Source organism: Psychrobacter halotolerans, from assembly GCF_039680845.1.
Lineage (GTDB): Bacteria > Pseudomonadota > Gammaproteobacteria > Pseudomonadales > Moraxellaceae > Psychrobacter.
The window spans coordinates 142,675-167,073 of record NZ_JBDKWD010000001.1 but is presented as its reverse complement, the minus strand read 5'-3'; the positions used below and the strand labels follow the sequence as shown (position 1 = coordinate 167,073).

Here is a 24,399-nt window from a genome sequence, read left to right as displayed (position 1 = left end):
CAATTGTCTTTAGCATATAATATATAGGTATTGACGCCAGCAATAGCAAGCCCCTCATAAAAAATAGTAACAAAACCCAAATTTTTAGCAGAAAATAGAGCCATTTTTTGCTAATGACTGGCACATATCAGCCAAATTGTGTCAAACTACCTCCCTTTTGACAGCTGTCTTTGGCTTGTCATAAACCCTGTTTTTGTGTTCGATTTATATGTGAGTATGGCAAGTATATGATGCATCTTTGGCACCGCTCATTTTACAGCATATATAAAGTCGTACATAGATAAGATAAAGAGTTTGAATATGTTTCGTCCTTTAGCGTTATTTATCGGCTTAAGATACACCCGAGCAGAGCGTAGTAATGGTTTTATCTCATTCATATCGCTCATCTCGATGATCGGTCTGACTCTTGGGGTTGCCGTATTGATTACGGTACTATCGGTCATGAATGGGTTCGATCGTGAACTAAAAACCCGTATCTTAGGCATGGTGCCACAAGCAACGGTCGTTTCAACTGAAATCATCGGTGATTGGAAGCAGTTGGCGGATAAAATTAAAGAAGATCCAGAAGTGGCTGCTGTAGCGCCCTTTATCCAGCTGCAAGGTATGTTGACCTCAAATGGCCAAGTTGCAGGGATTATGGTCACAGGTATCGACCCTGAGTATGAGAAAAAGGTTTCTATCATCAATGATCATATGGTTGAGGGTAGTATTGATACCTTACAAAGTGGCGACTTTAGCATTGTACTTGGTCAAGATATGGTGCAGTCGTTGGGCTTGCAGATAGGGGACAAAGTCACTTTAGTGTTGCCTGAAGCTTCGCCTTCACCTGCAGGTGTGATACCGCGCTTTAAACGTTTTACCTTGACGGGTATTTTTACCATTAGCCCAGAAGTAGACAGTCTCATGGCATTTATTCCTATGAATGATGCCGCAAAACTGTTGCGTCTGCCTGATGGCGCTCAAGGCGTACGCATGAAGCTTAACGATATTTTCACTGCGCCCATTGCCTCAGAAAAAGCGGCCGCAATAGCCCCTGAGCAGTTATATCCTAATAACTGGACACAAACCCACGGCAATCTATTTGGTGCGATTCAGATGGAAAAAGCCATGGTCGGATTATTGCTATTTTTAATCATTTTGGTCGCTGCCTTCAATATCGTGTCTAGCCTTGTGATGCTCGTCACAGATAAAAAGGCAGACATTGCGATTTTGAAAACCTTTGGTGCCTCTCCTCGTTTGATTACCCAAGTCTTTATGGTACAAGGCGTTGTCATCGGTGTGATTGGTACAATCGCGGGCACCATATTGGGTATTATATTTGCCCTCACTGTCAGTGATATTTTAGGGTATATCAACCAAGTCTTTGGGTTGAACCTATTCGATGCTTATTTTGTTAACTATTTACCATCACAGCTACGTTTGTTAGATGTCGTATTGATTACTGGAGCGTCATTTATCTTGAGCTTCTTGGCAACCATTTATCCGGCGCGCCGAGCGGCAAAAATTCAGCCAGCGCAAACGCTGCGTTATGAGTAACGATTTAAAAGTCGTTTGTGGCTTAAGAAAAGCTCAACATCATATACAGTTAACAACATTTAACTGAGCATCAACCTCAGTATGAATAGAATAAAGGAAGCGTCATGTCTGCCATTTTAGAGGCAAAAGATATCAATAAGATCTATGATGAAGGCGCGGTTAGTACGCAAGTATTAACAGGGCTGGATTTGAGTGTTAACGCCGGTGAGCGTATCGCGATCGTCGGCACCAGCGGCTCAGGTAAAAGTACCTTGCTGCATTTACTTGGTGGTCTTGATACACCAACCAGTGGTGAGGTTTGGCTACATGGTCAGCTATTAAATAGCATGAATGAGACTGAACGTGGGGCGATGCGTAATAAGCATTTAGGCTTTATTTATCAGTTTCACCATTTGTTGGCTGAATTTACGGCGGTCGAGAACGTTGCTATGCCTTTATTAATGCGCCCAAAAGTATCGATAAACGAAGCGCGTCAACAGGCGATTGATATCTTAGAAAGCGTGGGTCTTGAGCATCGTTTGGCGCACAGACCAGGTGAGTTGTCGGGCGGTGAACGTCAGCGTGTGGCCATTGCCCGTGCGCTTGTGACCAAGCCATCGCTCATCTTAGCCGACGAGCCGACAGGTAACTTAGACTACGATAACGCTCAAAGCGTTTTTGGACTGTTGACAGAGTTGCAAAATACCATGAAAACGGCATTATTGATGGTGACTCACGATCGCAATTTGGCGGCCCTTGCTGATCGTCAGCTGATGCTACGTAATGGTCATTGGGCACAGTACTAAATGATTAAACACGGCCAACTAGGCTATGAGGTCATAGCCTGACGCTGCGCAAAAACTGGTGTGAAAACTGAGCCTGTTTTTAAAACAGGCTATTGCTAAACTAAACTTTTGATACAAAAAACTCAGTGAAAAAGACACCATAAGCAAATTTAAACGAGGTTGCTTATAAGCAATCTTATCCCATGTTATGAGGCAGATATCATGAATAAAAATGAAGACCCAATCGACGCTTTTGGCAGTGCTGAAGAAGGCAATGAGCCACTAAAACCTTATATGGATCCGACGCTATTTGATACGTTTGATAAACAAGCGCAAGTCGAGATTTTAACGCCCGTTTTTGATGCCATTACCTTGGCTGGGGTTGATTACAACCTAAAAGCTCAAGACAGCGCGACAGGTAAGCGTTATACGTTACTCAAAGGCGAAAAAGTCGTAGAGGTTTTTACCATGGACACAAATCTTGCTGACAATGTGCAGGTAGCCATTGAGAAAAGTGCAAAGGAAGAAGAATAGTACGGGTGTCATCGACAAGTACTATTTGTGATTTTAGCTTATAAGCCAGCATTGACTTGCTTGATAGCAGCCTAGTGATACTCAGTAGACTGTTTTGATATTTGAGCTTAAGGTTTAGGCGGTTTGTTAGAAGGTTGTTGTTGGCGTTTTTGCCAGCTAATAACGGTTTTGTAACGCCACACTGCTTTAAATGCCAATCCGCAAATGATACTGGTGATAATGGCTAAAATCGTCAGACCTATACAAAAAGCGGTAAGCGATACGGTGCCACGATAAGTAATAAATGGATTGGCACCGTTTGCCAGTAACCATAAGCTAAAGTCTGCAATCATGCGACCGATGAGTCGAAAGCTAATCATCGGTACGTCAATAATCTTAGCCCCTACATAATAACTTGCATAAAAAATAGGCAAAGTTGTAAGCGGGTTGGTAATCCAAGTCAAACCAAGTGCCATGGGTACGTTGGCACGAAAAACCAGCGAGCCGATTAACGCCAATAGCATCTGTCCAGGCAGTGGAAAAAAAGCACTGAGCACGCCAATGTAGACCGCTTTATTTAGGCTATGACGATTAAAATGCCATAATCTTGGATCAGCCAAATGCGGTGCGAACAATTTTAGGGTACGACTTTCTAGGATTTTCTCAGGCGTAGGAAGCAGGGCTTTTAGACGTTTTTGGGGCACAGGATCGCCTTAAATCATTAGCTACAGTCCGCTCAATTTTATTGATGAACCGGTATAAAGTAATGTCATTAATGAAAAGTATGGGTGAGAATAGATGGAATGATAATGCCAGCGTATTATTATCGCAATAGTTTTAATCAGTATAGGGTAATCTAAATATAAATGCCATTGTAGGACGTATCCGTTGTGACGGGTTTAGATATAAGTTGGCATTTGGCGTCCCTCTATAACTGTAGTAAGATCGCTATAAGAAAGAATCAGCATGGCTGGGATAAATGTTTTGCCGCCTTTATCAGCAACGCCGCCGCTAGCAAGAAAAATTTGTACCAGCCACACCTTATGATGTCATGTATCGGTTTTATTAAGTAGCGACTATATAAATTGCTATAGCTAGCCACACTTTAGTATCCATATCAAAAAGCAAGGAGCATGAGTGTACTGGTTAATTGGCAGCTTGGTTATCGTCGTTATGATGGGGGTGTTGGCAGTTGCAGACAGTATGGCAATGTCAATCGACCCATTTTTATTAGATGTCGCTGGTACACCTAATTTGTTTATATTGCTAGTGATGTTTGCCATCATGCTAATGGTTATCGCTCAATACAATGTACCTGTAGATCATTTCAATAATAATGCTGTATCAAACTCTTCTAGTCATTCCTCTTCTGATCGTAAAACGCCTTTTCGTATTATTACTTATATTTTGGTTGCTATTGTCGCAACTGCCCTTATCTTTGGCAGCGTTCTGCAAGCAATCATTAGCCAGCAACAAGCAAAAGATGCGGCAATAGCAGATCCGATGCGTGTAAAAGCTTTGGTGACGGTCGAAGGCATAAGTGATAGTGTTTATGACCCCTCAACAGAAAATGGCTACCGTCAAGTCGTCACGATCAGTCAGATATCACCCTTAGTGGCTGAGCTGACGGATCAAGATTTGGATAATAGAGCGGATAGTGGTTTAACCTCCCATAAAAATAGCCTAAGTAAAATATCTACAAATGATAATGGCTTGGGTAAAAATCATAACGACACCTATCGCGTGTTGCTCAGTGCTTATCCCAAAAGCTATTCAAAATCATCATCTAATAAACCTTCCAATGATGAGCAGTTAACAGGTTTAAATCACTTGCGGCCAGGTGATCAACGATACATGAGCTTGACTCTGACACCGCTTTCTGTTTCTGGGCAACACGCTGACAATCCATCAGGTTTCGACAGCTATCGCTGGCTACGGGGTCGCCACATTGATGGGACAGCGACTGTATTGGCGACTGGTCGCACAAATATCACCAATACCCAACTAACGACATCGAAGCCCTCTGACTCCTACCTTCAGAGGTTTCGTACTTATATTGATCAAGGGCGCTGGCAGTTACGCCAATATTTCTATGAAGGCTGGGCGGGATATAGCCCTCAAGAGCAGCAAGCGAAAGCGGTCACGTTGAGTTTGCTGACTGGTGATCGAAGCTTAATCAGCCGAGATATCAAGGATCTCTATCAACTGGCTGGTATCTCGCATTTGCTTGCGATATCAGGTACACATATTTTATTTTTGACGATTATGTTGTCGGGCGGCGTCGTGCTATTACTGGATCGATTTTGCCCTTTGATTTATCGTTCTGTTCCGCGCTGGCAGGTGCGCTGGGGAGTGATGGTTGCTGCCGCTTTTATTTATGCATTATTTACAGGCTTTGACGTACCAGCTGCCCGTACGGCGTGGATGTTATTGGCGGTAGGGTTGGCGCGTTTAACGTTATTGCCCATTGGCACCATACGAGTGTTGTTTGCACTGGCCGTGTTAATGGCTTGGTATGACCCTTATGTACTCTGGCAAGCAGGCTATTGGTTGTCTTTTATTGCGGTAGCATTGCTCCTTAAGTATGAAGATAAATCCTATCAGTATGCGCAAGCTGAGGCGACTCATAAAAACCGTGGAAAAGAGTTTTTTAAGCGGATTGGGCTTATAAGTAAGCGCTTATTTAAGTTACAGTTTTGGTTGTTTCTCACTTTATTACCCATCACCTTGTTATTGTTTGGCAAAGTCTCGCTATGGGGACTGGTAATCAATTTATTTGCGATTGGTCTGTTCGGCTGGGTAATTGTGCCGCTCAATTTGTTGGCAGGACTTTGTTATCTCATATCACCGACCATCGCCGATGGCGTTTGGTCACTTGTTATTGCTATTGTAGGTGCTCTACATAAACTGATTGTAGCTCTTACATCACTACCAGTATTGTCAAAAGCATGGTTATACACCCCAGTAAATATGGCGATGATACTCATGGTATTACTGAGCCTACTGCCTTGGTTATTACCACGAGGTTTTATTAGTCGCTGGCTGACCATACCGCCGCTTACGTTGCTGATGATGACGGTATATGCCAATCAGCAATCATTGGCAACGATACCCACGCTATATATCCTACCAACTGGCGACCGTTATCTAAGTGCGGCCTTGTTACAGTATCCTGTGGCAAATAATGACAGTAATATCGAGAATAAAAATACCAGTTGGCTGGTTTTAGCGGATCATAGATCGACAACGACCCGAACGCTACCCAGTAGACTGACGGCAGATAAGCTATCGGCAATATTGGCGCAGCAGTTGGGGAGTTTGTCCGTTAATAAATTAGACGGTATCATAGTGCAGAGTAGTGCGGCCGGATTGACAACGACGTTGACGACTGACAATAAGTCTACCGCATCGAGCACTGACACCTCGCTACTACTTCCAAAGACCGTTGCACAGTTAAGTGAGTACCTTCCCATTAGTCAGTACTGGCAAGCAGGACGCTCTGATCGTTGGTCAGGGGTTCAGCGCGCGTATAAAGAAATACGCCGCTCTGATGGTCGCTCAGAGATGAGTGCACAGGGCTGTGAGCAGGGTAAGACATGGAAAAGTGCAACGGGCGACCTATCTATACAAGCGCTCACTGGCTGGAGTCAGATAGACGATGCTAGTGTTTGGGACTGTACCGTGGCTATTGATACTAGCTTGCCCATACGAGTGCTAACATACAATGCCGCTGATCCACTCCGCTCATTACCGGTGACGGCGCAATCAATTGCGTTGAACAATCCATTGACTGCTCAGCAAACAGATAGCTTGCCTTCGCGCCTTATTTTAAATGCGGACACGCACCAGCGCGTCTGGCAGATGTGGTCATTGTTGTGTCCACCTGAATTCCTTAATAACAAGCGACCTAATAATAAACTGTCTGTTGATAAGACAATATTCAGCCATACGACATGGCTTGGGCATAGTGATTCTCATATCACGACCGATGTTATGACGTTTCAACACATCAATGATATCGTAACCTATGATGATAAAGGATTAGAGGCGGCATTGCCTTTGTATAAAAAAGTCGATACCGCACCCTAAAAACAATACTTAAGTGATAGGGTTTATAATATCGTGATATTTCACAGTTATACTATTGAACCCTGAATAAAATACCACCATACTTAGCAGCCTATCAATATAGATAACTGCAACCGTTTAAAAGTAGATAGAGTACGAACATTTTCTTATCCTATCTACGTTTTATCCCCTTTTTTTATTGTTTTAGATTGTTTTGACTTAGGAAGTTATATGCCCAACTGGCCACCAGACCCAAATAAACGTCCTGATAATTCAGCAAACCAACCCGTATCAATGCAGCAGCCAAGCCCGCCGAGTGGACAAGAATGGCGAGTGATTGAGAACACATTAATGGCAAGTGTGGTTGAGCAGCGCCGCGCTCGTCGTTGGAGTATCTTTTTTAAGCTATTGACCTTCGGCTATCTATTAATGTTATTTTTGATACTCGGTCGTGGTTGCACCAGTAAGGCACCAACGGGTCTGGATGGCGTTGATACCAGTCAGCCGCATCTGGCCGTGGTTGAACTACAAGGCGTTATCAGTAATGACGATGTTGCCAATGCGTACGATGTCAATGAAGCCTTGACGCGGGCTTTTGAAAACCCTAACTCAAAAGCGGTGGCGTTAGATGTTAACTCACCAGGTGGGTCACCCGTACAGTCAGATGAAATCTGGCAAACCATGATGGACTTGCGTCAAGAGTATCCTGACAAAAAACTCTATGCGGTGATTGGTGATATCGGTGCCTCAGGTGCTTATTATATTGCGTCAGCAGCGGATGAGATTTATGTCAATCCATCAAGTTTGGTGGGTTCTATTGGCGTCATTATGCCAAGCTATAATGTCGAAGGGTTGATGGATAAGGTTGGGGTAGAAGACCGCACCATTACGGCTGGCGAATATAAAGACATCTTAAGTTTAACACGCCCATTGACAGATTATGAAGAAGCTCATGTCAAAAACGTATTGGCTAATACGCATCAGCACTTTATTAATGCGGTCAAAGAAGGTCGCGGGGATCGTCTAAAAAATCCTGAGCAAAACAAACTGTTTTCAGGGTTGTTCTGGACAGGCGAGCAGTCTATTGAGCTGGGTTTGGCCGACAAAAAAGGTAGTATTGCAAGCTTAGAGAAACAACTAGAGCTTGACGATATCGTGAATTACAGCCCAAGAGATCCGTTCCAATCATTGATGGATCGCTTTGCCATTAAATTGGGTGCAGGCATTGGCTCTAGTGTCAGTCTGGATATATTACCAGAAGAAGAGGGTAATGCAAAAATGCGTTAAGCATTTTATCTTTTAAACTTAATGTGTATGATTGTTAAGGCTGAGCATGGTGACATGCTCAGCCTTAATTGTAGGTCATACCAAATATAACAATGCGATAAGCATGCCTGCCGCTGCGGTCACGGCATAAAACGCCATTATAATAAAAGGTGTATAACCTATTCATAATAATCTAATGAGAGCCTGTTATGAGTAATGACATGAATTTGCAGCATTTTGCTGCCCTGCCTGTATCTAAGATCACACAAAAACCCGTCATCCATTTTGCTCATGCTAATGGCATGCCAAGCGCGGTTTATGAATCTTTTTTTGAGCCTTTGGCAAAATTTTTTACGATTGAATATATTGTCCTGCTGGGAGCCACGCCTGACTATCCGGTGGATGACCATTGGCGCAGTCTCACGCAGCAGATTATCGATAGTGTGAATAAAACATGTGAAAAACATGGGATAACACAAGTGGTGGGTGTGGGTCATTCGCTTGGGGCTATGTGTACGTTGCAAGCCTTGTATCGAGCACCGCAGCGCTTCAACCAAGCAGTCTTGATGGATCCGCCTTGGATTTATGGTAAGGTCAGCTTACTATGGCATGTGGCGAAAACCGCTGATAGATTGCCTTTGATGAACAACCGCTTAATGGATAAGCTGTCACCCGCTGGCGTGTCTAAGCACCGCCGTGATGTTTGGGATAGTCGCACAGAGGCGTATGAGCAGCTACGGCACAAAAGCTTTTTTAAAGATTTTGATGAGCGCAGCTTTCAAGGATATATCGAGCATGGTTTGCATGAGCGTGCAGACGGTAAGGTGACGCTCGCTATTCCTAAAGAGGTTGAGGTGGCCGTATTTCGTACCAATCCGTCTTGGTATTGGCTCACGCCTAATCGCGCGCCCAAATTGCCTGTTACTTTGATTATTGGTGAGAAGAGTCTGTTCTTGAAACGTCATTTTCCGCAGCAAGTCAAATCACGCCTGGGGATTCCTTATAAAACCCATGCTGGTGGTCACATGTTTCCGCTTGAACATCCAGAATCAGTGGCACAGCAAGTACTGACATTGATTCAGCAGCAATTGACAGACTAATTGGCGTCATATTGATGTCAGACAGATTGACAGAATATTTTTTGAGCAACCATTTTATGCAAACAAACGCCACTGGTTCAAACCCGTTCGCTGCATCGCCTAAGCGTGATCCTTTATTTTCACGTTTGGGCGTGTTTTTACTGACGATAGGCATAGTGATTGCTTTTTTCATCAGTCAGTTGCTTGGCGTGTATGTCACAGGCAAGTTGTTGTTGCCCTCTACTAAAAACACCACAGCCGCAGATGTATTCTTTTTCGGTAGTAATAATGGCACGGTGGTCAGTTGCTCCGTCATCATTAGCTGTGTGTTACTCGTAGCAATTAGCGTTGCGATCATTCGCTTAAGAGGGGGCCGTAGTCGTCAATATCTGGCACTCAAACCGTTTTCTTGGGCAGTCAGTATAAGAATGCTTGGGCTGCTTTTGATATTTATGATTGTGAGTCAAGTGTTGACGTATTTTCTTGATGAGACACCATTGGCGTTTGTCGATCCGTTATATCAATCTGTCAGCTCGGTGTGGCTACTGGTCTTGGCAATGGTGATTGTCGCACCCTTGTATGAGGAGTTGGTCTTTCGCGGTGTTCTATGGTCTGCGATTACAGAGCAGTTTACTGACTCGTCTGTGAGGTATCATGGAGAGCTTGTAGCCAGCGTAGTGACTAGCCTGATATTTGCTGTGATCCATTTGCAATATGGTCTCTATGAAATCAGCACCATTGTGATACTGGCGCTGATCTTTTGTTATGCGCGTTTTCGATCCGGCTCATTACTATTGCCAATGTTATTGCATGTTGTCAATAATGGGGTGGCAATGTGGCAATATCTGGCACAGAGCGTTTAAGTCAGCAAATTATCCAGCGTGCTATAGCAAGTCAGTCAACCGTTATGCAGCCATACAGTATCTGGCTAAATAGTAGCTGGCTAAATTAGTAGCTGGCTAAATCTTATTTATGCCTCAGGATTCAATAATAAAACCTCATCTGCTGCTTGTTTGATCTCTTCAATCGTTAGTTGAGGCTTACCACTCAACGCTTGTCGCCATCTGCGCGCGCCAGCTAAGCCCTGAAACAATCCTAAGTAGTGCCGAGTCATGGTCGGTAGTGCTTCGCCTTTGTTGATCTGCTCTTCTAGGTACGGATACAATTGCGCTAAAATATCCGAGCGCTTAGGGATAGGCTCACCCCATAAGCTATTAGCCTCCGCCAATAAATAAGGGTTGTGGTAAAACGCTCTACCAATCATAACGCCATCGATATGCTGTAAGTGCATTTGGATGTCATCAACCGTTTCAATGCCACCATTGATTTCGATATCGAGTGCAGGAAAATCTTGCTTTAAACGATAAACATCATCGTAACGTAGCGGCGGTATCTCGCGGTTTTGTTTGGGACTGAGTCCTTGTAGCCAAGCAGTACGTGCATGGACGATAAAACGTGTACAACCAGCCTCAGCGACTTTTTGAACAAAATCTGCCATAAATTCATAACTGTCAAAATCATCAATACCAATACGATGTTTGACTGTCACCGGTATATCAACAGCTGCTTGCATATGCTTTACTAAGCTTGCAACCGTTTCAGGCTCTGCCATCAAGCACGCCCCGATTTTATTGTGCTGTACACGATCCGAGGGACAGCCCACATTGATATTGACTTCATCATAGCCATTTTGCTGAGCAAACTCTGCGCACTGAGTCATCTCTATAATGTCGGCACCGCCAAGTTGTAGCACAATGGGATGCTCAAGCGTATCAAAACGCAAGTGACGCGCACGATTGCCATGTATCAACGCACCAGTACTGATCATTTCAGTATAGAGATAAACGTGGGGGTTAAAAAGTCGCGCAAAGTAACGGTAGTCGGTCGTTGTCCAATCAATCATAGGGGCAACGGAAAGCCGTTTGTTGGTCATATCAACCATGGTTGTTGAGCCTTAATATGGGAATGTTTGAGTCTGAGAGTTGAGGTGTTAGCAGCCACACATTATAACGTTGTGTCTCTATATAGGTGCGTATTGATTGAATTAAAGGCACACCCTAGATGACCTCATCAATCTTTTTGAATTCAGGTAAGTTATAAAAGTAAATACCCATTATGATGCCGATAAAACCGATAAACGCGATATAGAGGGCGGGTGAAAAACTGACATAGGAAGTGGCGTAGCTAAGTCCGAAAGGCACCAGTACACCGACAATACCGTAGGCCATATTATAACAAAAGGCCATTCCGGTTAGCCGTACATTGGTGGGAAATAACTGCACAAGAATGGCAGGAACCATGCCAACAATGCCCGCAAAAAAACCTAAGAGAGAGTACATGATTAGGATGTAGTCACCACTTGACTGCAAATGGTAGAAGAATAAAAACATCTGAATGATCAGTAGCGAAGAACCAATTGCCAAAATTTTGCCAAAGTTTTGATGATTTGAGATTATTCCATAAAAGATACAACCCAAAATCATAAAGACAATACCAAGACTGTGTGAGAACCCAAATAAATCGTCATCTAGCGTAAAGCGTAGTTCAATCAAATCGGGTAGCAAAAGTACAATCACAGTGGTAATACTCGAAATAAGCATGGTAAGAACCATACCGATAAATGTTGAATGTTTGCAATGTTTAAAAAGAAGACGGAACGGTTTAGCAACATAATCAGTCGGTTTTGAGGCTTTCATTTCAATAAAAAAGGGCGATTCATCTATCCATCGCCATGCCAATAGTGGCAAGAAACTCAAAACAGCACCAGTCATAAATGGTATACGCCATCCGTAATCGACCAATTGTCCAGGCGTCATGCTGTTCGTCAACCAAAGAAAAAAAGCATTAGAGAATAACACGCCTATATAAAAACTGGCAGTAACGTAGCTACAAGCCACTGATAGATAGAGGCGAGGCACGTGTTCTGCTACGAAAACCCAAGAAAGGGGCGTATAAAGCCCAAATGCCATGCCTTGTATAAAGCGTAAGGTGATAAATAAAGCTGGCGCCAGCAATCCCCATTCAGCATAAGTAGGTAACAATGCCATCGCCAGTAAAGTGACGACCGTCACTAACATGCTGGTCAATAGGACAGGCTTTCGGCCTTTAATATCACCATAACGCCCGAAGAGAATGCCGCCAAGTGGACGAGCCAAATAACCAATAACAAAAAGTCCAAGCCCTTGCATTTTGGTCACAGCAGGATCGATATTAGCAGGAAAAAAAGCGGCCGCTACAATGTCTGAGAGATACAAATAAATCAAAAAATCAAAAAACGCGACTGCGCTACTAAAGCATATAAACAGTATTATATTCTTGTCTTTAGACGACATGAGGGCATATTGAGAACGAGAAGGCATAATCAGTCGCGTATCCAAATAAAAAATGGCTTGTTAAGACAGTTATTCTTTCAATAACTACCTATAATAAAAAACGACAAATCAGTATAAACGAATAATGATTTGTCGAAAAAATAAGGGGTTCTAATTTAGCAGACAATCGAAAAACAAGTAGTTTGATTAAAAGCGTGTCAATTGGAAATGATTGATACAAGCGCTGTGGTGTTTGAAAAATTTATCAATACTTAACTGTTAATCGATGTGTTGTTCAAGTTTTTTAATTATTATAGAGTCGATTTTAAATAAAACAGATACGTTATTTTGTGACACGCCCTAATATAAATTTTTCTGGCTTGCTATCCCTTCGCAGGCAAGGGTCGCAAAAAGTTCATATTCGTTCTGCTGTATCGTTTTTATACCGAGCTTACTATAGTAACCAGTCAATCGGTAGCCATGACATGATAGTTAGCCAAATATGGTCACTCACATCGACGCGTGGCTCTGAATCGTAAACCACTTTTTTATCATTTTCCATGGTAATCCATTGCAGTTTGCCATTATCTAGTAACTTGACTTCATAAGCTTGAGTCAATAAATTGTCGCTAAGTGCCCCATGCAATTGGGTCGCCAGTTGATCGTCATTGATAATCACGCCCATTTCAGTATTGATGTTGGCAGAGCGAGGATCGACATTATAAGAGCCGATAAAAACTTGATAATCATCAACGGCAAAGGTTTTGGCATGTAAGCTGGTGGAGGATTGGCTACGGGCTCTCCAGAGTTTGTTCTCGCGCTTTTCTTCAGAAGCCGTTGATTTTAACTCGTAGATCTTAACGCCTGCTCGCAGCAGACTTGGTCGCCATTGAATATAACCAGAATGAACGGCGGTCACGTCAGTGGCATCAAATGAGTTGGTCAAAATTTTGATATCGATACCCGCCTCAGCCAATTCGATCAAAGTATCGACACCGTCTTTGGTGGGAACAAAGTAAGAGGAGATAATGGTCAGCTGTTTAGTTGGGCTGCCCAATAAGGTACGCAATTGATGCACCAAATTGGTCTCAGAGGACACACTTTTGGTCAATTTGCCCACATCATCACTCAAAAATTGCATGTCTGTCCAGCGAAAAGGCACTTGCTTATTGAGTAAATCTTTGTCTATTGTCGACTCTTCAATAGCGTTTCTATAAACCGTCAAACCCTCGCTATCTTCGCTTTTTTCTTCTTTATCAAGCTTGTCGAGTCCCTCTAAAAAATCTGAGGGTGCGGTACGGTCAGGCTTAACCAGCGTTTCTATATCGAACGATAAGGGTGATGACCAATAACTAGCAAAACTGTTATCAATGTCTGCGACTACTTTCCCAATAAGTAAAACGTCCAAGTCGGCAAATTGGCTGCTTTGGTCATTGCTTAAATACTCATTGCCGATATTGCGTCCACCAATAATGGTGATTTGCTTATCGAAAGTCATGCTTTTATTGTGCATGCGGCGATTGATACGTGGCAAACCTGTGACATAGTTTAAGGTTTGAAACTTGCGATGAACCATGGGATTGATGATACGTACCGCAATGTTTGGATGACTAGAAAAGCGCAACAGATGCTGGTCTAATTCAGCATTATTATTAAAATCGTCCAATAATAAGCGAACAATGACACCGCGCTCAGCGGCTCTCCATAAATCTCTCAACAGTAGCTGACCGGCTTGATCGTCGTGCCAGATATAATACTGCGCATCAATATTGCGTGTGGCCATATCAGTCAAAATACTGCGAGAAGCAAAAGCATTGGCACCCGTCACGATAGGATGATAGCCGGATAACTCAGGATGAATATCGTTCTGCTCGCTAATAGCGCCAACCAAATCGGTATTGTTGATTCCAGTAGTATCGATTGCATTAGTATCGTCTTTTTGACTACTGTCTTGCTGATATAACGCTTCGACACGTTCTGATAAGGCTAAGCTATCAGGTAGATGGGGCTGCTTTGGTAAGCTTTGGCAGCCACTAAGACCTAAGCTAAGTCCAAGTGTTAGGCTCAACGATAAGTTACTAGGTTCTATACTGAACATCGACATAAATGAATGACCTTAGGGAGCCTTTATCTAATGAATAGTTATTAAAAACGCGTAGGTAGTTACGGCTTGTTTTTACAGATGATAGCACTGATTACGGGGCGTATGATAATATCGCCTAAGGCAAAATTCAAATCGCCGCTAAGCTTAGCAGTTGTTGCTACCTCTTCCTATTATAAATACGTTATTTTTAAAAAATTTCGCTTCTATTTTGCCAATTTTTTAAAGTCCGTTGATTAGAGCGCGTTCTTAATTCAATTTATCTTATTTTTGTTACCATTTCTAAAATGAGGACGCGCCCTAAAATAAGTTGCCATGATATGATAACGCTAGCGTATTCGTTTTATAATTAGAAAAATAAGCAATGCTTTTAACAGCAGTCACATTAATACCAATCAAAGCAATGGAATATTTATGAGCCAGTCGCAAACGCATGATGAGAATCATTCAAACCCATTAGATCCAAACTGGCGCAACGATGCCTTAGATTTAGGGCTTGATTATGGTATGCAGACCATCGCCGTACGGGCAGGTCAGCATCGCACGGATGAGGGCGAACATTCAGAACCTATTTTTACCACCAGCTCTTATGTCTATCAGTCAGCCGCCGATGCCGCGGCACATTTTGATGGCACCAAGACAGGAAACGTCTACTCACGCCATACCAATCCTAGTGTGCGCACTTTTGAGCGTCGCTTAGCTGCGCTTGAGAACGGTGAGCGTGCCGTAGCCACCGCCTCTGGCATGGGCGCAATTTTGACTATGTGCTTGGCATATCTAAAAGCTGGCGATCATCTACTGGCGGCCAATCAACTGTTTGGCTCCTCTATTGGTTTGTTTAACAATTATATGGTCAAGTATGGCGTTGAGGTCAGCTATGTCGATTGTTTTGACAATGACGCTTGGGCCAATGCCGTTCAGCCAAATACCAAAGTGATTTATTGTGAAAGTCCAAGCAACCCGCTGGCTCAAATTTGTGATATCGATTACTTAAGTGAGTTATGTAAGGCCAATGACATATTATTGGTCGTGGACAACTGCTTTGCCACGCCAGCGCTGCAACGTCCCCTAGATTTGGGCGCGGATGTTGTCATTCACTCTGCGACTAAATACTTAGATGGACAGGGGCGTGTACTTGGTGGGGCGTTGGTGGGTAGTGATAAATTGATGCAAGAGGCGTTTACAGTGGTACGCTCAGGTGGTATCAGCATGAGCCCCTTTAACGCTTGGGTGTTTACCAAAGGGCTTGAGACGCTCAAACTGCGTATGCAAGCGCATTGTCATAATGCCAATCAAGTGGCTACGTTTTTGGTTAATCATCCCAATGTCAGCACGGTGCATTTTTCAGGTTTGAGCGATCATGCCGCGCATGAGCTTGCCACCCGTCAACACCATATGAAAGAAGGCTATGGTGCTATCATGGGTTTTGAAGTAAAGGCAACTGATGACCGCGATGAAAAAGCCGCTGCTTGGCATGTGATTGATTCAACGCAAATGGTCTCTATCACCAACAATTTAGGCGATGCCAAAACCACGATCACGCATCCTGCGACCACCACTCACTTTCGCCTAACGGCTGAGGCGCGAGCAGAGGCTGGTGTCAACGAGGGCTTAATTCGTCTGTCCGTAGGTTTGGAAGACGTGGAAGATATTATCAAAGATTTGGCGCGCGGTTTAGACAGTTTGTAAAGATAACGGTATAATCACCGTCAACGGATTCACTTTACGTTATAGTCAACACTAAACAAAATAAATACCGAGCATGATAGTGCGTGACTGCGACAAATTTTTTTTGCTTGCTGTGTCTTCGCTGACAGAGGCTACAAAAAATTTGTTCTAGTCCCGCTGTATTTTTTTATATTGAGCTGACTGTATCAGTAATTACCTAATCAATAATTACTTAATCAATAACTATCTAATCAATAATTACTCATTACTATAAAGACAAAGAGGCAACTATGAATATTCAAGCATTAATGCAACAAGCTCAAACCATGCAAAAGAAAGTAGAAGCAAACGTGGAAAATGCCAAAAAAGAGCTGGCAAATAAAGAAGTACAAGCAGAAGCGGGCAGTGGTCTGGTAAAGGTCACCATGACCGGTCGTCATGTGGTCAAGCGTTTGACCATTGACCCAAGCTTGCTAGAAGATGAGCCAGATATGATCGAAGATCTGATCGCTGCTGCCATCAACGATGCGGTTCGCCAAGCGGACGAGTTATACGAAGAAACCATGGCGGGCGCGACCTCAGGTATGGGTCTGCCACCAGGTATGCAAGGCATGTTTTAAGCACTAAATACTTTATGCTAAAGACAGAATGGGGTTGTTATCGACACGATACGACCCCATTTTTATAGCTACGGTTTACAAATAAAGGATGTAACTTTGCTGACAGCCAAATTTGATCAGCTGGTCAAACAGCTGCGTGTCTTGCCGGGTGTGGGTCAAAAAAGCGCCCAACGTATGGCGCTGCATTTGCTCACCAAAAAACGCCCACAAGGCATTGCACTCGCTCAAGCACTTGACGAGGCGATGCGTGATATTGTTGAATGCCAGCGTTGTCATAGCTTCAGTGATGAAGAGGTATGTCCACTATGCCAAGATCCAAGACGTGATGATGGTCTATTGTGCGTGGTTGAAACGGCAGCCGATGTCATGGCGATTGAGCAAACCGCGGGCTACCGTGGTCGCTATTTTGTGTTGGGCGGTCATTTATCCCCCATTGATGGCATCAGCGCCGATGACTTAAACATCGATCAGCTGGTTTGGCGCGTCAAGCAAGAACCTGTCGAGGAGCTAATCCTCGCCACAGGCACCACAGTTGAAGGACAAACAACCGCGCATTTCATCAGTGAAGCAGTGGGTCGCCATGTCAATAAAATCACGCGCTTAGCGCAGGGCGTACCGATGGGCGGCGAGCTTGAATACCTTGATAGTATGACACTTGGTCAAGCCTTACAGAACCGCTCCTTTTTATAAAACCAACGTTGGGCTTAATTTATGGCAAACTATGGTTATAATGGCATTATTGTTTTTATCCCATTTTATTAAGATGCTATTTCGTGTTTTATTTTCTTTTATTTATGCAGGTATCTGCCCGTGTCCAATCGTGCTCTCAACGCTTCAAACCTTAAAAAAGACTCCTCTGATGTTACTGGGGAGGCCATAACTGATCAATCCGTTCAATCAGGCCAAACCTCTTCAGGTATAGACATTGATGCCTTATTAAATGCTGCAAGTGAGGTGGTCGTAACTTGGGTGCGAGAGCAGCACCAGTTGGATGAGGTGATTGAAGCGTTGGCCACTTGTGGTCGCGTGGCATTGGATACAGAGTTTATTAAGCGCGATACCTATTATCCGCGTTTGGCATTGGTGCAATTAAACACTGGCGATCATATCTATTTGTTGGATGCGCCGCAGCTACAATTGGCTGAGCTTTGGCAGGCGTTAAGTCAGGTTGACGTTGCTATTTGGCATGCGTGCGGTGAAGACTTGGGGATTTTTTATCTGTTGTCAGGTTGTCCGCCACTCACCAATATTTTTGATACGCAGATTGCGCTGTCTTATCTGACGGGTCAATTACAAATGGGCTATCAGCAAGCGCTTGCCGATCAGTTGGAGACACACATTGATAAGGAGCAAAGCCAGTCTGATTGGTTGCAGCGGCCGTTATCAGATGAGCAAGAGCGATATGCCATTGATGATGTACGGTTTTTGCCAGCTTTGTATTTACAGTTAGAGGCCAAGCTAAAAGCACAAGGTCTTTATGATTATGTGTGGGCAGATTGTCAGCTCTATGCCAGTGATTTGTATGAGGCTCAGCATGTCGAGGATGACGCCATGTATCTGACAATGGCAGATTATCGCTATACCTCACAGCAAATGGCTATTTTAAAAGCGATTGCCACTTGGCGGGAAGGGCTGGCGCGTGCCACCAATCAGCCGCGTACTTTCATTATCAAAAAACAAGCGGTGCGTGAGATTATCACAGAAAAACCGAGCAGTATGCGCGAGCTGGCGCACAAAACCACAATACACCGTAGCATGCTGCGATTGTACGGTGAAGAGTTGCTCAAAGTGATTAGAGAAGCTAAAAGCTTACCACCTACTGAACATCCAGCTTGTCTCTTGCCACCTTATCGCTCAAAAAATAAAATCCTGTCAAAAGCGGTGCAACACGCTATTGATGAGCACGCCAAGATGCTTGGCATACCTGCCAATGTGTTGATGCGTAAAAAGTGGCTCAGTCAATTGTATGAAGTGATTGCCTTTGACCAAGATATTAGCCATTTGCCGCAAGGGTTGAAGGGCTGGCGTCATGAATGGGTCATGCACACGTTAATCCCCGTCATCGAAAAACATAAGATTGAGCTGCAACAAGGCATGGGTATCAGAGTTTAACGAGTTGCCGTACGTTTATTAATCAGGTATTTCATGTTTGAATTGCCCGTGTGCTAAAAAATAGCAGGTCTGCTCGGCGACTTGTTTATTGACCAACATACCAGTATGCGAAACGGGCAGAACGATATGATCTGTTGCTGACTCAATTTTGGTTTCTTCTACGTAAACCGTCCCGTCATGGGCAAGCTGATGCTCTAATAAAGGTTCATCCGCCTTACGCCGTTTGCGATTGTGATACTGCAAAAAAAACTGTCCCAAACCGTAAGGGTAGTTACCAGCAATGACGCCAAGCGTGATGTTATCCGGTAATGGCGCTACGGTACCATCTAATGCATCAACATATGAGCGTCCTACCACGATGGGTGTCAATCGCCAAATATAATCGGCACACACGCTACCCATATGTGGCGTCCCAAGCGTAACGCAGCGCCCAATGTGCCACTTGGGATATCGAGTCACAAAGTCTCGAATAATTAATCCTCCCAAACTATGTCCAACCAAGTCTATTGGCGCATCTGGGTCGTGGTTTTGTGTTAGCCAGTCATTAAGACGTGCGCTGTTTATGTTAATACCATCACGCATACTACGATAACCATATTGATAAGTATCAGACCCTGCTGACTGCAAACGTCTGGCGAGTTTTTTCATAATCCAAGGCGTTTGATGTAGACCATGTACCAGAATGACGCGGTTTTTTTGTGACATGACGTCTTCCATATTAAATGAGTGCGTATTTTTATTATATTGGACTTTAATAGGTTATTTAAATACTAAGGATGTTACTTCCCTAGTAAACAGAAAAAATTTGCACAAAACAAAACCTCCAAGTCAGCGGCTGACTTGGAGGTTTTTATCGTATAAATTATCGTTTGTTTATAGTCAGTCCAAAACAAAAGGACACTATCAAAATCGTACGCTACTGGTATCAATTTTTCACGCTTGCTGTGTGCTTTACACGCCAGAGGCTTCAAAAAATTCATCCCAGCCGCGTTGCCTTCTTATTAAAGTAAATCGACTGTATCTAAAACGGTAATTACATATAGTTTTCGATACTTGGGCAAGAACACATGAGGTTCTTATCACCATAAGCGTCATCAACGCGTGCCACACTTGGCCAGAACTTATTTGCACGGATGTAAGGCAGCGGGAACGCTGCGGTATCACGGCTATACGGGTGCGTCCATTCTTCACTGGTAATCATCGCCGCAGTATGCGGTGCATTCACCAATGGGTTGTCTTCTAGCGTCCAGCCGTCTTCCCCAGCCTTGGCTTTCAAGGCTTCTGCTTTGATCGCTTGGAGCGCACTGATAAAGCGATCTAATTCTTCTTTAGACTCAGACTCGGTTGGCTCAATCATCAAAGTACCTGCGACGGGGAAACTCATCGTTGGTGAGTGGAAACCATAATCCATCAAGCGCTTAGCGATATCGCTTTCAGTGATGCCAGTCTCTTCTTTTAACGGGCGAATATCGATAATACATTCGTGAGCCACGCGGCCGTTTTTACCTGTATATAAGACAGGATAATGATCTTTGAGCTGAGCGGCGACATAGTTGGCATTTAATAGGGCAAGTTCAGTGGCTTTTAGCAAACCGTCACTACCCATCATGGTGATGTACATCCATGAAATAGGTAAGATGCTAGCTGAACCATAAGGCGCGGCCGATACTGCTGAGCAGTCTTTTTGGGCGTTATGCACAGGGCTCAGCGTATGGTTTGCCATAAAGGGTGCCAAATGCGCTTTCATACCGATAGGACCCATACCTGGACCACCACCGCCGTGCGGGATACAGAAGGTTTTGTGCAAGTTCATATGCAGGACATCGGCACCAACATCCGCAGGCTGCATCATGCCAACCTGTGCATTCATGTTGGCACCATCCATATAAACTTGGCCGCCGTGCTTATGAATAAGATCACAAATATGACGGATGCCTTCTTCAAACACACCATGCGTTGATGGATAAGTAATCATCAATGCGCCCAAACGCTCACTATGCTCTTCACATTTAGCCGTTAGATCATCAATGTCAACGTTACCATTGTCATCGGTTTTGACCACGATCACTTGCATGCCCATCATCATCGCAGTGGCAGGGTTGGTACCGTGTGCTGATTGAGGGATCAAGCAGACATCGCGATTGGTTTCGCCAAGCGACTCATGATAGCGGCGGATAGCGAGCAGACCTGCGTACTCACCTGACGCGCCAGAGTTTGGCTGCATAGACACATCGTCAAATCCAGTGATGGCTTTTAATTGATCTTGTAAGCTATCAATCATGGCAATGTAGCCGGTGACTTGGCTGCGCGGGGCAAATGGATGCACATTGGCAAATTCAGGCCATGTGATTGGCAGCATCTCACTGGTCGCATTCAGCTTCATAGTACAGCTACCAAGTGAAATCATGCTACGGTTCATCGCCAAATCTTTGTCTTCAAGCGACTTCAAGTAGCGGAGCATTTCGTGCTCGGTATGGTGCAAGTTAAACACAGGATGCGTCAAGATATCATCCGTACGCAGATGAGCGCTATCGAGTGATACGCTGGCCGTTTCAGGTAGGTCATGGGTTTTATTAACGAACAATTGGGTCAATACTTTAAAGTCTTGCTGATCACTGGTTTCACTAAAGGCAACGGCCAATTTTTGCTCGCCAAGACGCCATAAGTTATAGCCAAGATTGTCTGCGTTTTCAAATATTTGGGTTGCTAGTTTATCTGAGCCACAATCAATGACAACCGTATCAAAGAACTGATCGTGTACCACGTTTAGATTGCTATCGTTGGCTTCTTTAACAACCTTGGCAAAGGCAGTGGCAAACGCATGAATACGGGTAGCAATGCGCTTAACGCCATTTGGACCATGATAAACGGCATACATACCGGCCAGATTGGCGAGCAATACTTGCGAGGTGCAGATGTTTGAGTTGGCTTTTTCGCGGCGAATATGCTGCTCACGAGTTTGTAGTGCCATACGTAGCGCGGTATTGCCTTGCGCGTCTTTTGAGACACCAATGATACGACCAGGTGCTGAGCGCTTGGCTTTATCAGAAAATGCAAAATAAGCGGCGTGTGGACCACCAAAGCCCATTGGAATACCAAAACGCTGAGTGCTGCCTAATGCCACGTCTGCACCCATGTCCGCTGGTGACTTTAATAGGACCAAGCTCATGATGTCGCTGACGACACTGACGTAGGTTTTGTTTTCTTTTACCGCTGCGATGACATCGGTTAAGTCTTTAACATCACCTTCAACACCGACGTATTGAAACAAGGCACCGAAATAATCGCCTGATTTTGCGGTTTCAAAATCACCAACCACGACTTCCCAGCCGAAATATTTGGCACGAGTATTGATGACATCTAGCGTCTGTGGATATACGCGGTCATCGACAAAGAATTGCATGGATTTGCTTTTGCTCACACGCTTTGACATTGCCATGGCTTCTGCCGCAGCCGTGGCTTCATCTAGTAATGAGGCACCCGCCAGCTCCAGACCAGTCAAATCAATACACACTTGCTGGAAGTTCAGTAGCGCTTCTAGGCGACCTTGAGCGATTTCTGCTTGATAAGGTGTGTAAGCAGTGTACCAACCTGGGTTTTCAAGTACGTTGCGCTGAATGACCGCAGGCATACGGACAGGGGAGTAGCCTTGACCGATATAGCTTTTATTGACCGTAATGTCATCTGCCATGGTACGTAGTTTGGCAAGTGCGGCATGCTCACTCATGGCTACTGGCAAGTCCAACGCTTTGTGTAAACGTACTGGCTCAGGTACGGTGTCATTGATGAAGCTTTCCATATCTTGATAGCCAACAGCGCTTAGCAAATCAGCTTGTTTGGTGTCATTGGAGCCGAGGTGGCGATAAACAAATTCAGCTTCGTTAAATAAGCCTTGAAAAGTATCAAACGTTGGGTTTTGGGAGATAGTCATGACAGTCCTTGGTTAAGGGAGTAATAAAGGAATTAACTGAAATAATGACCTATACGTAATGCACGAATTGGTCTTGGTCAAAACGAAATTGTGTGTTGTAAATGCCATTATCAGCGCGCTCGCCCGCACCAAGCATCATAATAATGTGGTGGTCGTCACCTAAACCTAATAGTCGCTTCATGGCAGGCTCATCAAAGCCGCCCATGGCACAGCTATCAAAGCCATGTGCGCGCAGTGCCAGTATTAAGTTTTGAGCGGCAAGCGCGGTGTTATTGGTCGCCCAGTTTTTGACATCTTCAAAGGTATAATAAGGCGATTTGATCGGCCCTTTGACGCGTCTGACTACCTGTGTTGCGCCCCATTTTGCGGCAGATACCACATTAGCTGGACCACGCAAAAAATCCATGGCAACGACTTTGGTGTAGTAGTCTTTGACTTTTTTAGGCACCGGCTTATCCGGATATTCGCGCAAAATTTGTTCCGCATGATCGTGCCAAATATCGGTACGAGCAACGATGGCAATGAGGCGAGCTGAGGTTTTTGCGGCATTTTGATTCATGCAGTTTTTTACCGCTTGCTTGCGACTGTCTGTACTATCAATGACATAAAACTCCCACGGCTGTAAATTGCTAGAGTTTGGCGCTAGCATGGCCAGACGCAGACAGTCTGCCAATACGTCATCAGGAATAGGAGTGTCCGTAAAACGGCGTACGGAACGGCGCGATTCTACTATTTCCTGAAACGCTTGCAATTGCGGTGTATGAGCAGGCGTTGCCATACTGTTTTTATTATCGATGTCAGCGTTCATATTAGGATCCATACTGGGAATTGAATGATCCACTTGAGTCACTATCGCTTGCATCTCTGCAATAATATAGTCTGACAAGTGAGTAATACGAATAAAGTAGATAGCAGCCGAGCGTAAGCAATTAGGCAATACTCATTTTAAATAAGAGAGGATAGATACCAGCTGATGCTAGTATCCATCATAGTGAGACATTAACAAGATAAGGTTTCGATTGAACAAACAGCGATATTACAGCTCGTTTTCGTACTCATCAGCGGTCATCAGCGCTTCATAATCAGCGATGTTGTCAGGCTTGATGCGGAAGAACCAACCTGCGCCGTACGGGTCAGAGTTGATGATTTCAGGATCGTCTTCTAATGCTTCGTTGATCTCAACCACTTCGCCTGAAATGGGTGCATAAACGTCAGAAGCGGCTTTAACCGATTCAACAACTGAGACTTCATCATCAACAGCGATCACGTCACCGACGTCTGGTAATTCAACGAACACCACATCGCCCAACAGGTCTTGTGCATGGTCAGTGATACCAACGGTGATAGTGCCGTCGTCTTCTAAACGTAGCCACTCGTGGCTGGCGATGTACTTTAGTTCTGCTGGGATGTTGCTCATGGTTTCTCTCCGA

General features: G+C 44.2%; 19 protein-coding genes. 11 read left to right on the top strand and 8 right to left on the bottom strand.

Annotated elements, in window-relative coordinates; all coding sequences use genetic code 11:
- Nucleotides 1–300 precede the first annotated feature (300 nt).
- The 3 genes from AAJP47_RS00690 to AAJP47_RS00680 all read left to right on the top strand — a co-directional run bounded on the left by AAJP47_RS00690 (nucleotide 301) and on the right by AAJP47_RS00680 (nucleotide 2,834).
- Nucleotides 301–1,536 (top strand): lipoprotein-releasing ABC transporter permease subunit, encoded by a 1,236-nt coding sequence (locus AAJP47_RS00690; protein ID WP_346715991.1) that lies wholly within the window; start codon nucleotides 301–303, stop codon nucleotides 1,534–1,536.
- Nucleotides 1,537–1,640: 104 nt separating this feature from the next.
- Nucleotides 1,641–2,321 carry a lipoprotein-releasing ABC transporter ATP-binding protein LolD gene (gene lolD / locus AAJP47_RS00685; protein WP_346715990.1) on the top strand — a complete coding sequence of 227 codons (681 nt, stop codon included), beginning with the start codon at nucleotides 1,641–1,643 and terminating at the stop codon, nucleotides 2,319–2,321.
- A gap of 201 nt (nucleotides 2,322–2,522) precedes the next feature.
- Nucleotides 2,523–2,834, top strand: coding sequence for a hypothetical protein (locus AAJP47_RS00680; protein WP_346715989.1), 312 nt, complete (start codon nucleotides 2,523–2,525; stop codon nucleotides 2,832–2,834).
- A 107-nt stretch (nucleotides 2,835–2,941) separates the two neighbouring features.
- Here the strand turns inward: AAJP47_RS00680 and AAJP47_RS00675 are convergent, their stop codons facing one another.
- Nucleotides 2,942–3,517: a DUF2062 domain-containing protein gene (locus tag AAJP47_RS00675; RefSeq protein WP_346715988.1), complete on the bottom strand. Its 576-nt coding sequence runs from the start codon at nucleotides 3,515–3,517 to the stop codon at nucleotides 2,942–2,944.
- A gap of 433 nt (nucleotides 3,518–3,950) precedes the next feature.
- Here AAJP47_RS00675 and AAJP47_RS00670 point away from each other — a divergent pair, with 433 nt between their 5' ends.
- From AAJP47_RS00670 to AAJP47_RS00655, 4 genes are all read left to right on the top strand, one after another.
- A complete protein-coding gene (locus tag AAJP47_RS00670) occupies nucleotides 3,951–6,902 on the top strand; it encodes a ComEC/Rec2 family competence protein (protein WP_346715987.1) in 2,952 nt (983 codons plus the stop codon).
- A 210-nt stretch (nucleotides 6,903–7,112) separates the two neighbouring features.
- A complete protein-coding gene (gene sppA, locus AAJP47_RS00665) occupies nucleotides 7,113–8,168 on the top strand; it encodes a signal peptide peptidase SppA (RefSeq protein ID WP_346715986.1) in 1,056 nt (351 codons plus the stop codon).
- Between the two features lie 188 nt (nucleotides 8,169–8,356).
- Nucleotides 8,357–9,247, top strand: a complete 891-nt coding sequence (locus AAJP47_RS00660) for an alpha/beta fold hydrolase (RefSeq protein WP_346715985.1) — start codon at nucleotides 8,357–8,359, stop codon at nucleotides 9,245–9,247.
- 56 nt (nucleotides 9,248–9,303) lie between these two features.
- Entirely contained in the window at nucleotides 9,304–10,089 is a 786-nt protein-coding gene (locus AAJP47_RS00655; RefSeq protein ID WP_346715984.1) for a CPBP family intramembrane glutamic endopeptidase, read from the top strand.
- A 107-nt stretch (nucleotides 10,090–10,196) separates the two neighbouring features.
- Here AAJP47_RS00655 and dusA read toward each other — a convergent pair whose 3' ends face one another.
- The 3 genes from dusA to AAJP47_RS00640 all read right to left on the bottom strand — a co-directional run bounded on the left by dusA (nucleotide 10,197) and on the right by AAJP47_RS00640 (nucleotide 14,641).
- Nucleotides 10,197–11,168: a tRNA dihydrouridine(20/20a) synthase DusA gene (gene dusA / locus AAJP47_RS00650; RefSeq protein ID WP_346715983.1), complete on the bottom strand. Its 972-nt coding sequence runs from the start codon at nucleotides 11,166–11,168 to the stop codon at nucleotides 10,197–10,199.
- Nucleotides 11,169–11,283: 115 nt separating this feature from the next.
- On the bottom strand, nucleotides 11,284–12,585 hold the full coding sequence (locus AAJP47_RS00645; RefSeq protein ID WP_346715982.1) for an MFS transporter: 1,302 nt from the start codon (nucleotides 12,583–12,585) through the stop codon (nucleotides 11,284–11,286).
- Between the two features lie 406 nt (nucleotides 12,586–12,991).
- Complete coding sequence (locus AAJP47_RS00640; RefSeq protein ID WP_346715981.1) at nucleotides 12,992–14,641, bottom strand: phospholipase D family protein; 1,650 nt, start codon at nucleotides 14,639–14,641, stop codon at nucleotides 12,992–12,994.
- 411 nt (nucleotides 14,642–15,052) lie between these two features.
- On the opposite strand from AAJP47_RS00640, the gene AAJP47_RS00635 reads away from it, so the two are divergent.
- The 4 genes from AAJP47_RS00635 to AAJP47_RS00620 all read left to right on the top strand — a co-directional run bounded on the left by AAJP47_RS00635 (nucleotide 15,053) and on the right by AAJP47_RS00620 (nucleotide 19,038).
- A complete protein-coding gene (locus tag AAJP47_RS00635; protein WP_346715980.1) occupies nucleotides 15,053–16,327 on the top strand; it encodes an O-succinylhomoserine sulfhydrylase in 1,275 nt (424 codons plus the stop codon).
- A 269-nt stretch (nucleotides 16,328–16,596) separates the two neighbouring features.
- Nucleotides 16,597–16,926 carry a YbaB/EbfC family nucleoid-associated protein gene (locus AAJP47_RS00630; protein ID WP_025651278.1) on the top strand — a complete coding sequence of 110 codons (330 nt, stop codon included), beginning with the start codon at nucleotides 16,597–16,599 and terminating at the stop codon, nucleotides 16,924–16,926.
- Nucleotides 16,927–17,022: 96 nt separating this feature from the next.
- Nucleotides 17,023–17,616 (top strand): recombination mediator RecR, encoded by a 594-nt coding sequence (gene recR, locus AAJP47_RS00625; RefSeq protein ID WP_346715979.1) that lies wholly within the window; start codon nucleotides 17,023–17,025, stop codon nucleotides 17,614–17,616.
- A gap of 120 nt (nucleotides 17,617–17,736) precedes the next feature.
- On the top strand, nucleotides 17,737–19,038 hold the full coding sequence (locus AAJP47_RS00620; RefSeq protein ID WP_346715978.1) for a ribonuclease D: 1,302 nt from the start codon (nucleotides 17,737–17,739) through the stop codon (nucleotides 19,036–19,038).
- An 18-nt stretch (nucleotides 19,039–19,056) separates the two neighbouring features.
- Here the strand turns inward: AAJP47_RS00620 and AAJP47_RS00615 are convergent, their stop codons facing one another.
- The 4 genes from AAJP47_RS00615 to gcvH all read right to left on the bottom strand — a co-directional run bounded on the left by AAJP47_RS00615 (nucleotide 19,057) and on the right by gcvH (nucleotide 24,386).
- Entirely contained in the window at nucleotides 19,057–19,743 is a 687-nt protein-coding gene (locus tag AAJP47_RS00615) for an esterase/lipase family protein (protein WP_346715977.1), read from the bottom strand.
- A 328-nt stretch (nucleotides 19,744–20,071) separates the two neighbouring features.
- Complete coding sequence (gene gcvP, locus AAJP47_RS00610) at nucleotides 20,072–22,969, bottom strand: aminomethyl-transferring glycine dehydrogenase (protein ID WP_346715976.1); 2,898 nt, start codon at nucleotides 22,967–22,969, stop codon at nucleotides 20,072–20,074.
- A 49-nt stretch (nucleotides 22,970–23,018) separates the two neighbouring features.
- Complete coding sequence (locus AAJP47_RS00605; RefSeq protein ID WP_346716548.1) at nucleotides 23,019–23,777, bottom strand: nitroreductase family protein; 759 nt, start codon at nucleotides 23,775–23,777, stop codon at nucleotides 23,019–23,021.
- Nucleotides 23,778–24,005: 228 nt separating this feature from the next.
- Nucleotides 24,006–24,386, bottom strand: a complete 381-nt coding sequence (gcvH, locus tag AAJP47_RS00600) for a glycine cleavage system protein GcvH (protein WP_346715975.1) — start codon at nucleotides 24,384–24,386, stop codon at nucleotides 24,006–24,008.
- Nucleotides 24,387–24,399 lie beyond the last annotated feature (13 nt).

Excerpts from the sequence above, each read along its gene's own strand:
- AAJP47_RS00640 (WP_346715981.1), bottom strand. The coding sequence starts at position 14,641 with ATGTCGATGTTCAGTATAGAACCTAGTAACTTATCGTTGAGCCTAACA.
- sppA (WP_346715986.1), top strand. The coding sequence starts at position 7,113 with ATGCCCAACTGGCCACCAGACCCAAATAAACGTCCTGATAATTCAGCA.
- AAJP47_RS00615 (WP_346715977.1), bottom strand. The coding sequence starts at position 19,743 with ATGTCACAAAAAAACCGCGTCATTCTGGTACATGGTCTACATCAAACG.
- gcvP (WP_346715976.1), bottom strand. The coding sequence starts at position 22,969 with ATGACTATCTCCCAAAACCCAACGTTTGATACTTTTCAAGGCTTATTT.
- AAJP47_RS00660 (WP_346715985.1), top strand. The coding sequence starts at position 8,357 with ATGAGTAATGACATGAATTTGCAGCATTTTGCTGCCCTGCCTGTATCT.
- AAJP47_RS00655 (WP_346715984.1), top strand. The coding sequence starts at position 9,304 with ATGCAAACAAACGCCACTGGTTCAAACCCGTTCGCTGCATCGCCTAAG.
- lolD (WP_346715990.1), top strand. The coding sequence starts at position 1,641 with ATGTCTGCCATTTTAGAGGCAAAAGATATCAATAAGATCTATGATGAA.
- AAJP47_RS00645 (WP_346715982.1), bottom strand. The coding sequence starts at position 12,585 with ATGCCTTCTCGTTCTCAATATGCCCTCATGTCGTCTAAAGACAAGAAT.
- AAJP47_RS00630 (WP_025651278.1), top strand. The coding sequence starts at position 16,597 with ATGAATATTCAAGCATTAATGCAACAAGCTCAAACCATGCAAAAGAAA.
- AAJP47_RS00690 (WP_346715991.1), top strand. The coding sequence starts at position 301 with ATGTTTCGTCCTTTAGCGTTATTTATCGGCTTAAGATACACCCGAGCA.
- AAJP47_RS00605 (WP_346716548.1), bottom strand. The coding sequence starts at position 23,777 with ATGAACGCTGACATCGATAATAAAAACAGTATGGCAACGCCTGCTCAT.
- gcvH (WP_346715975.1), bottom strand. The coding sequence starts at position 24,386 with ATGAGCAACATCCCAGCAGAACTAAAGTACATCGCCAGCCACGAGTGG.
- AAJP47_RS00680 (WP_346715989.1), top strand. The coding sequence starts at position 2,523 with ATGAATAAAAATGAAGACCCAATCGACGCTTTTGGCAGTGCTGAAGAA.
- dusA (WP_346715983.1), bottom strand. The coding sequence starts at position 11,168 with ATGGTTGATATGACCAACAAACGGCTTTCCGTTGCCCCTATGATTGAT.
- AAJP47_RS00635 (WP_346715980.1), top strand. The coding sequence starts at position 15,053 with ATGAGCCAGTCGCAAACGCATGATGAGAATCATTCAAACCCATTAGAT.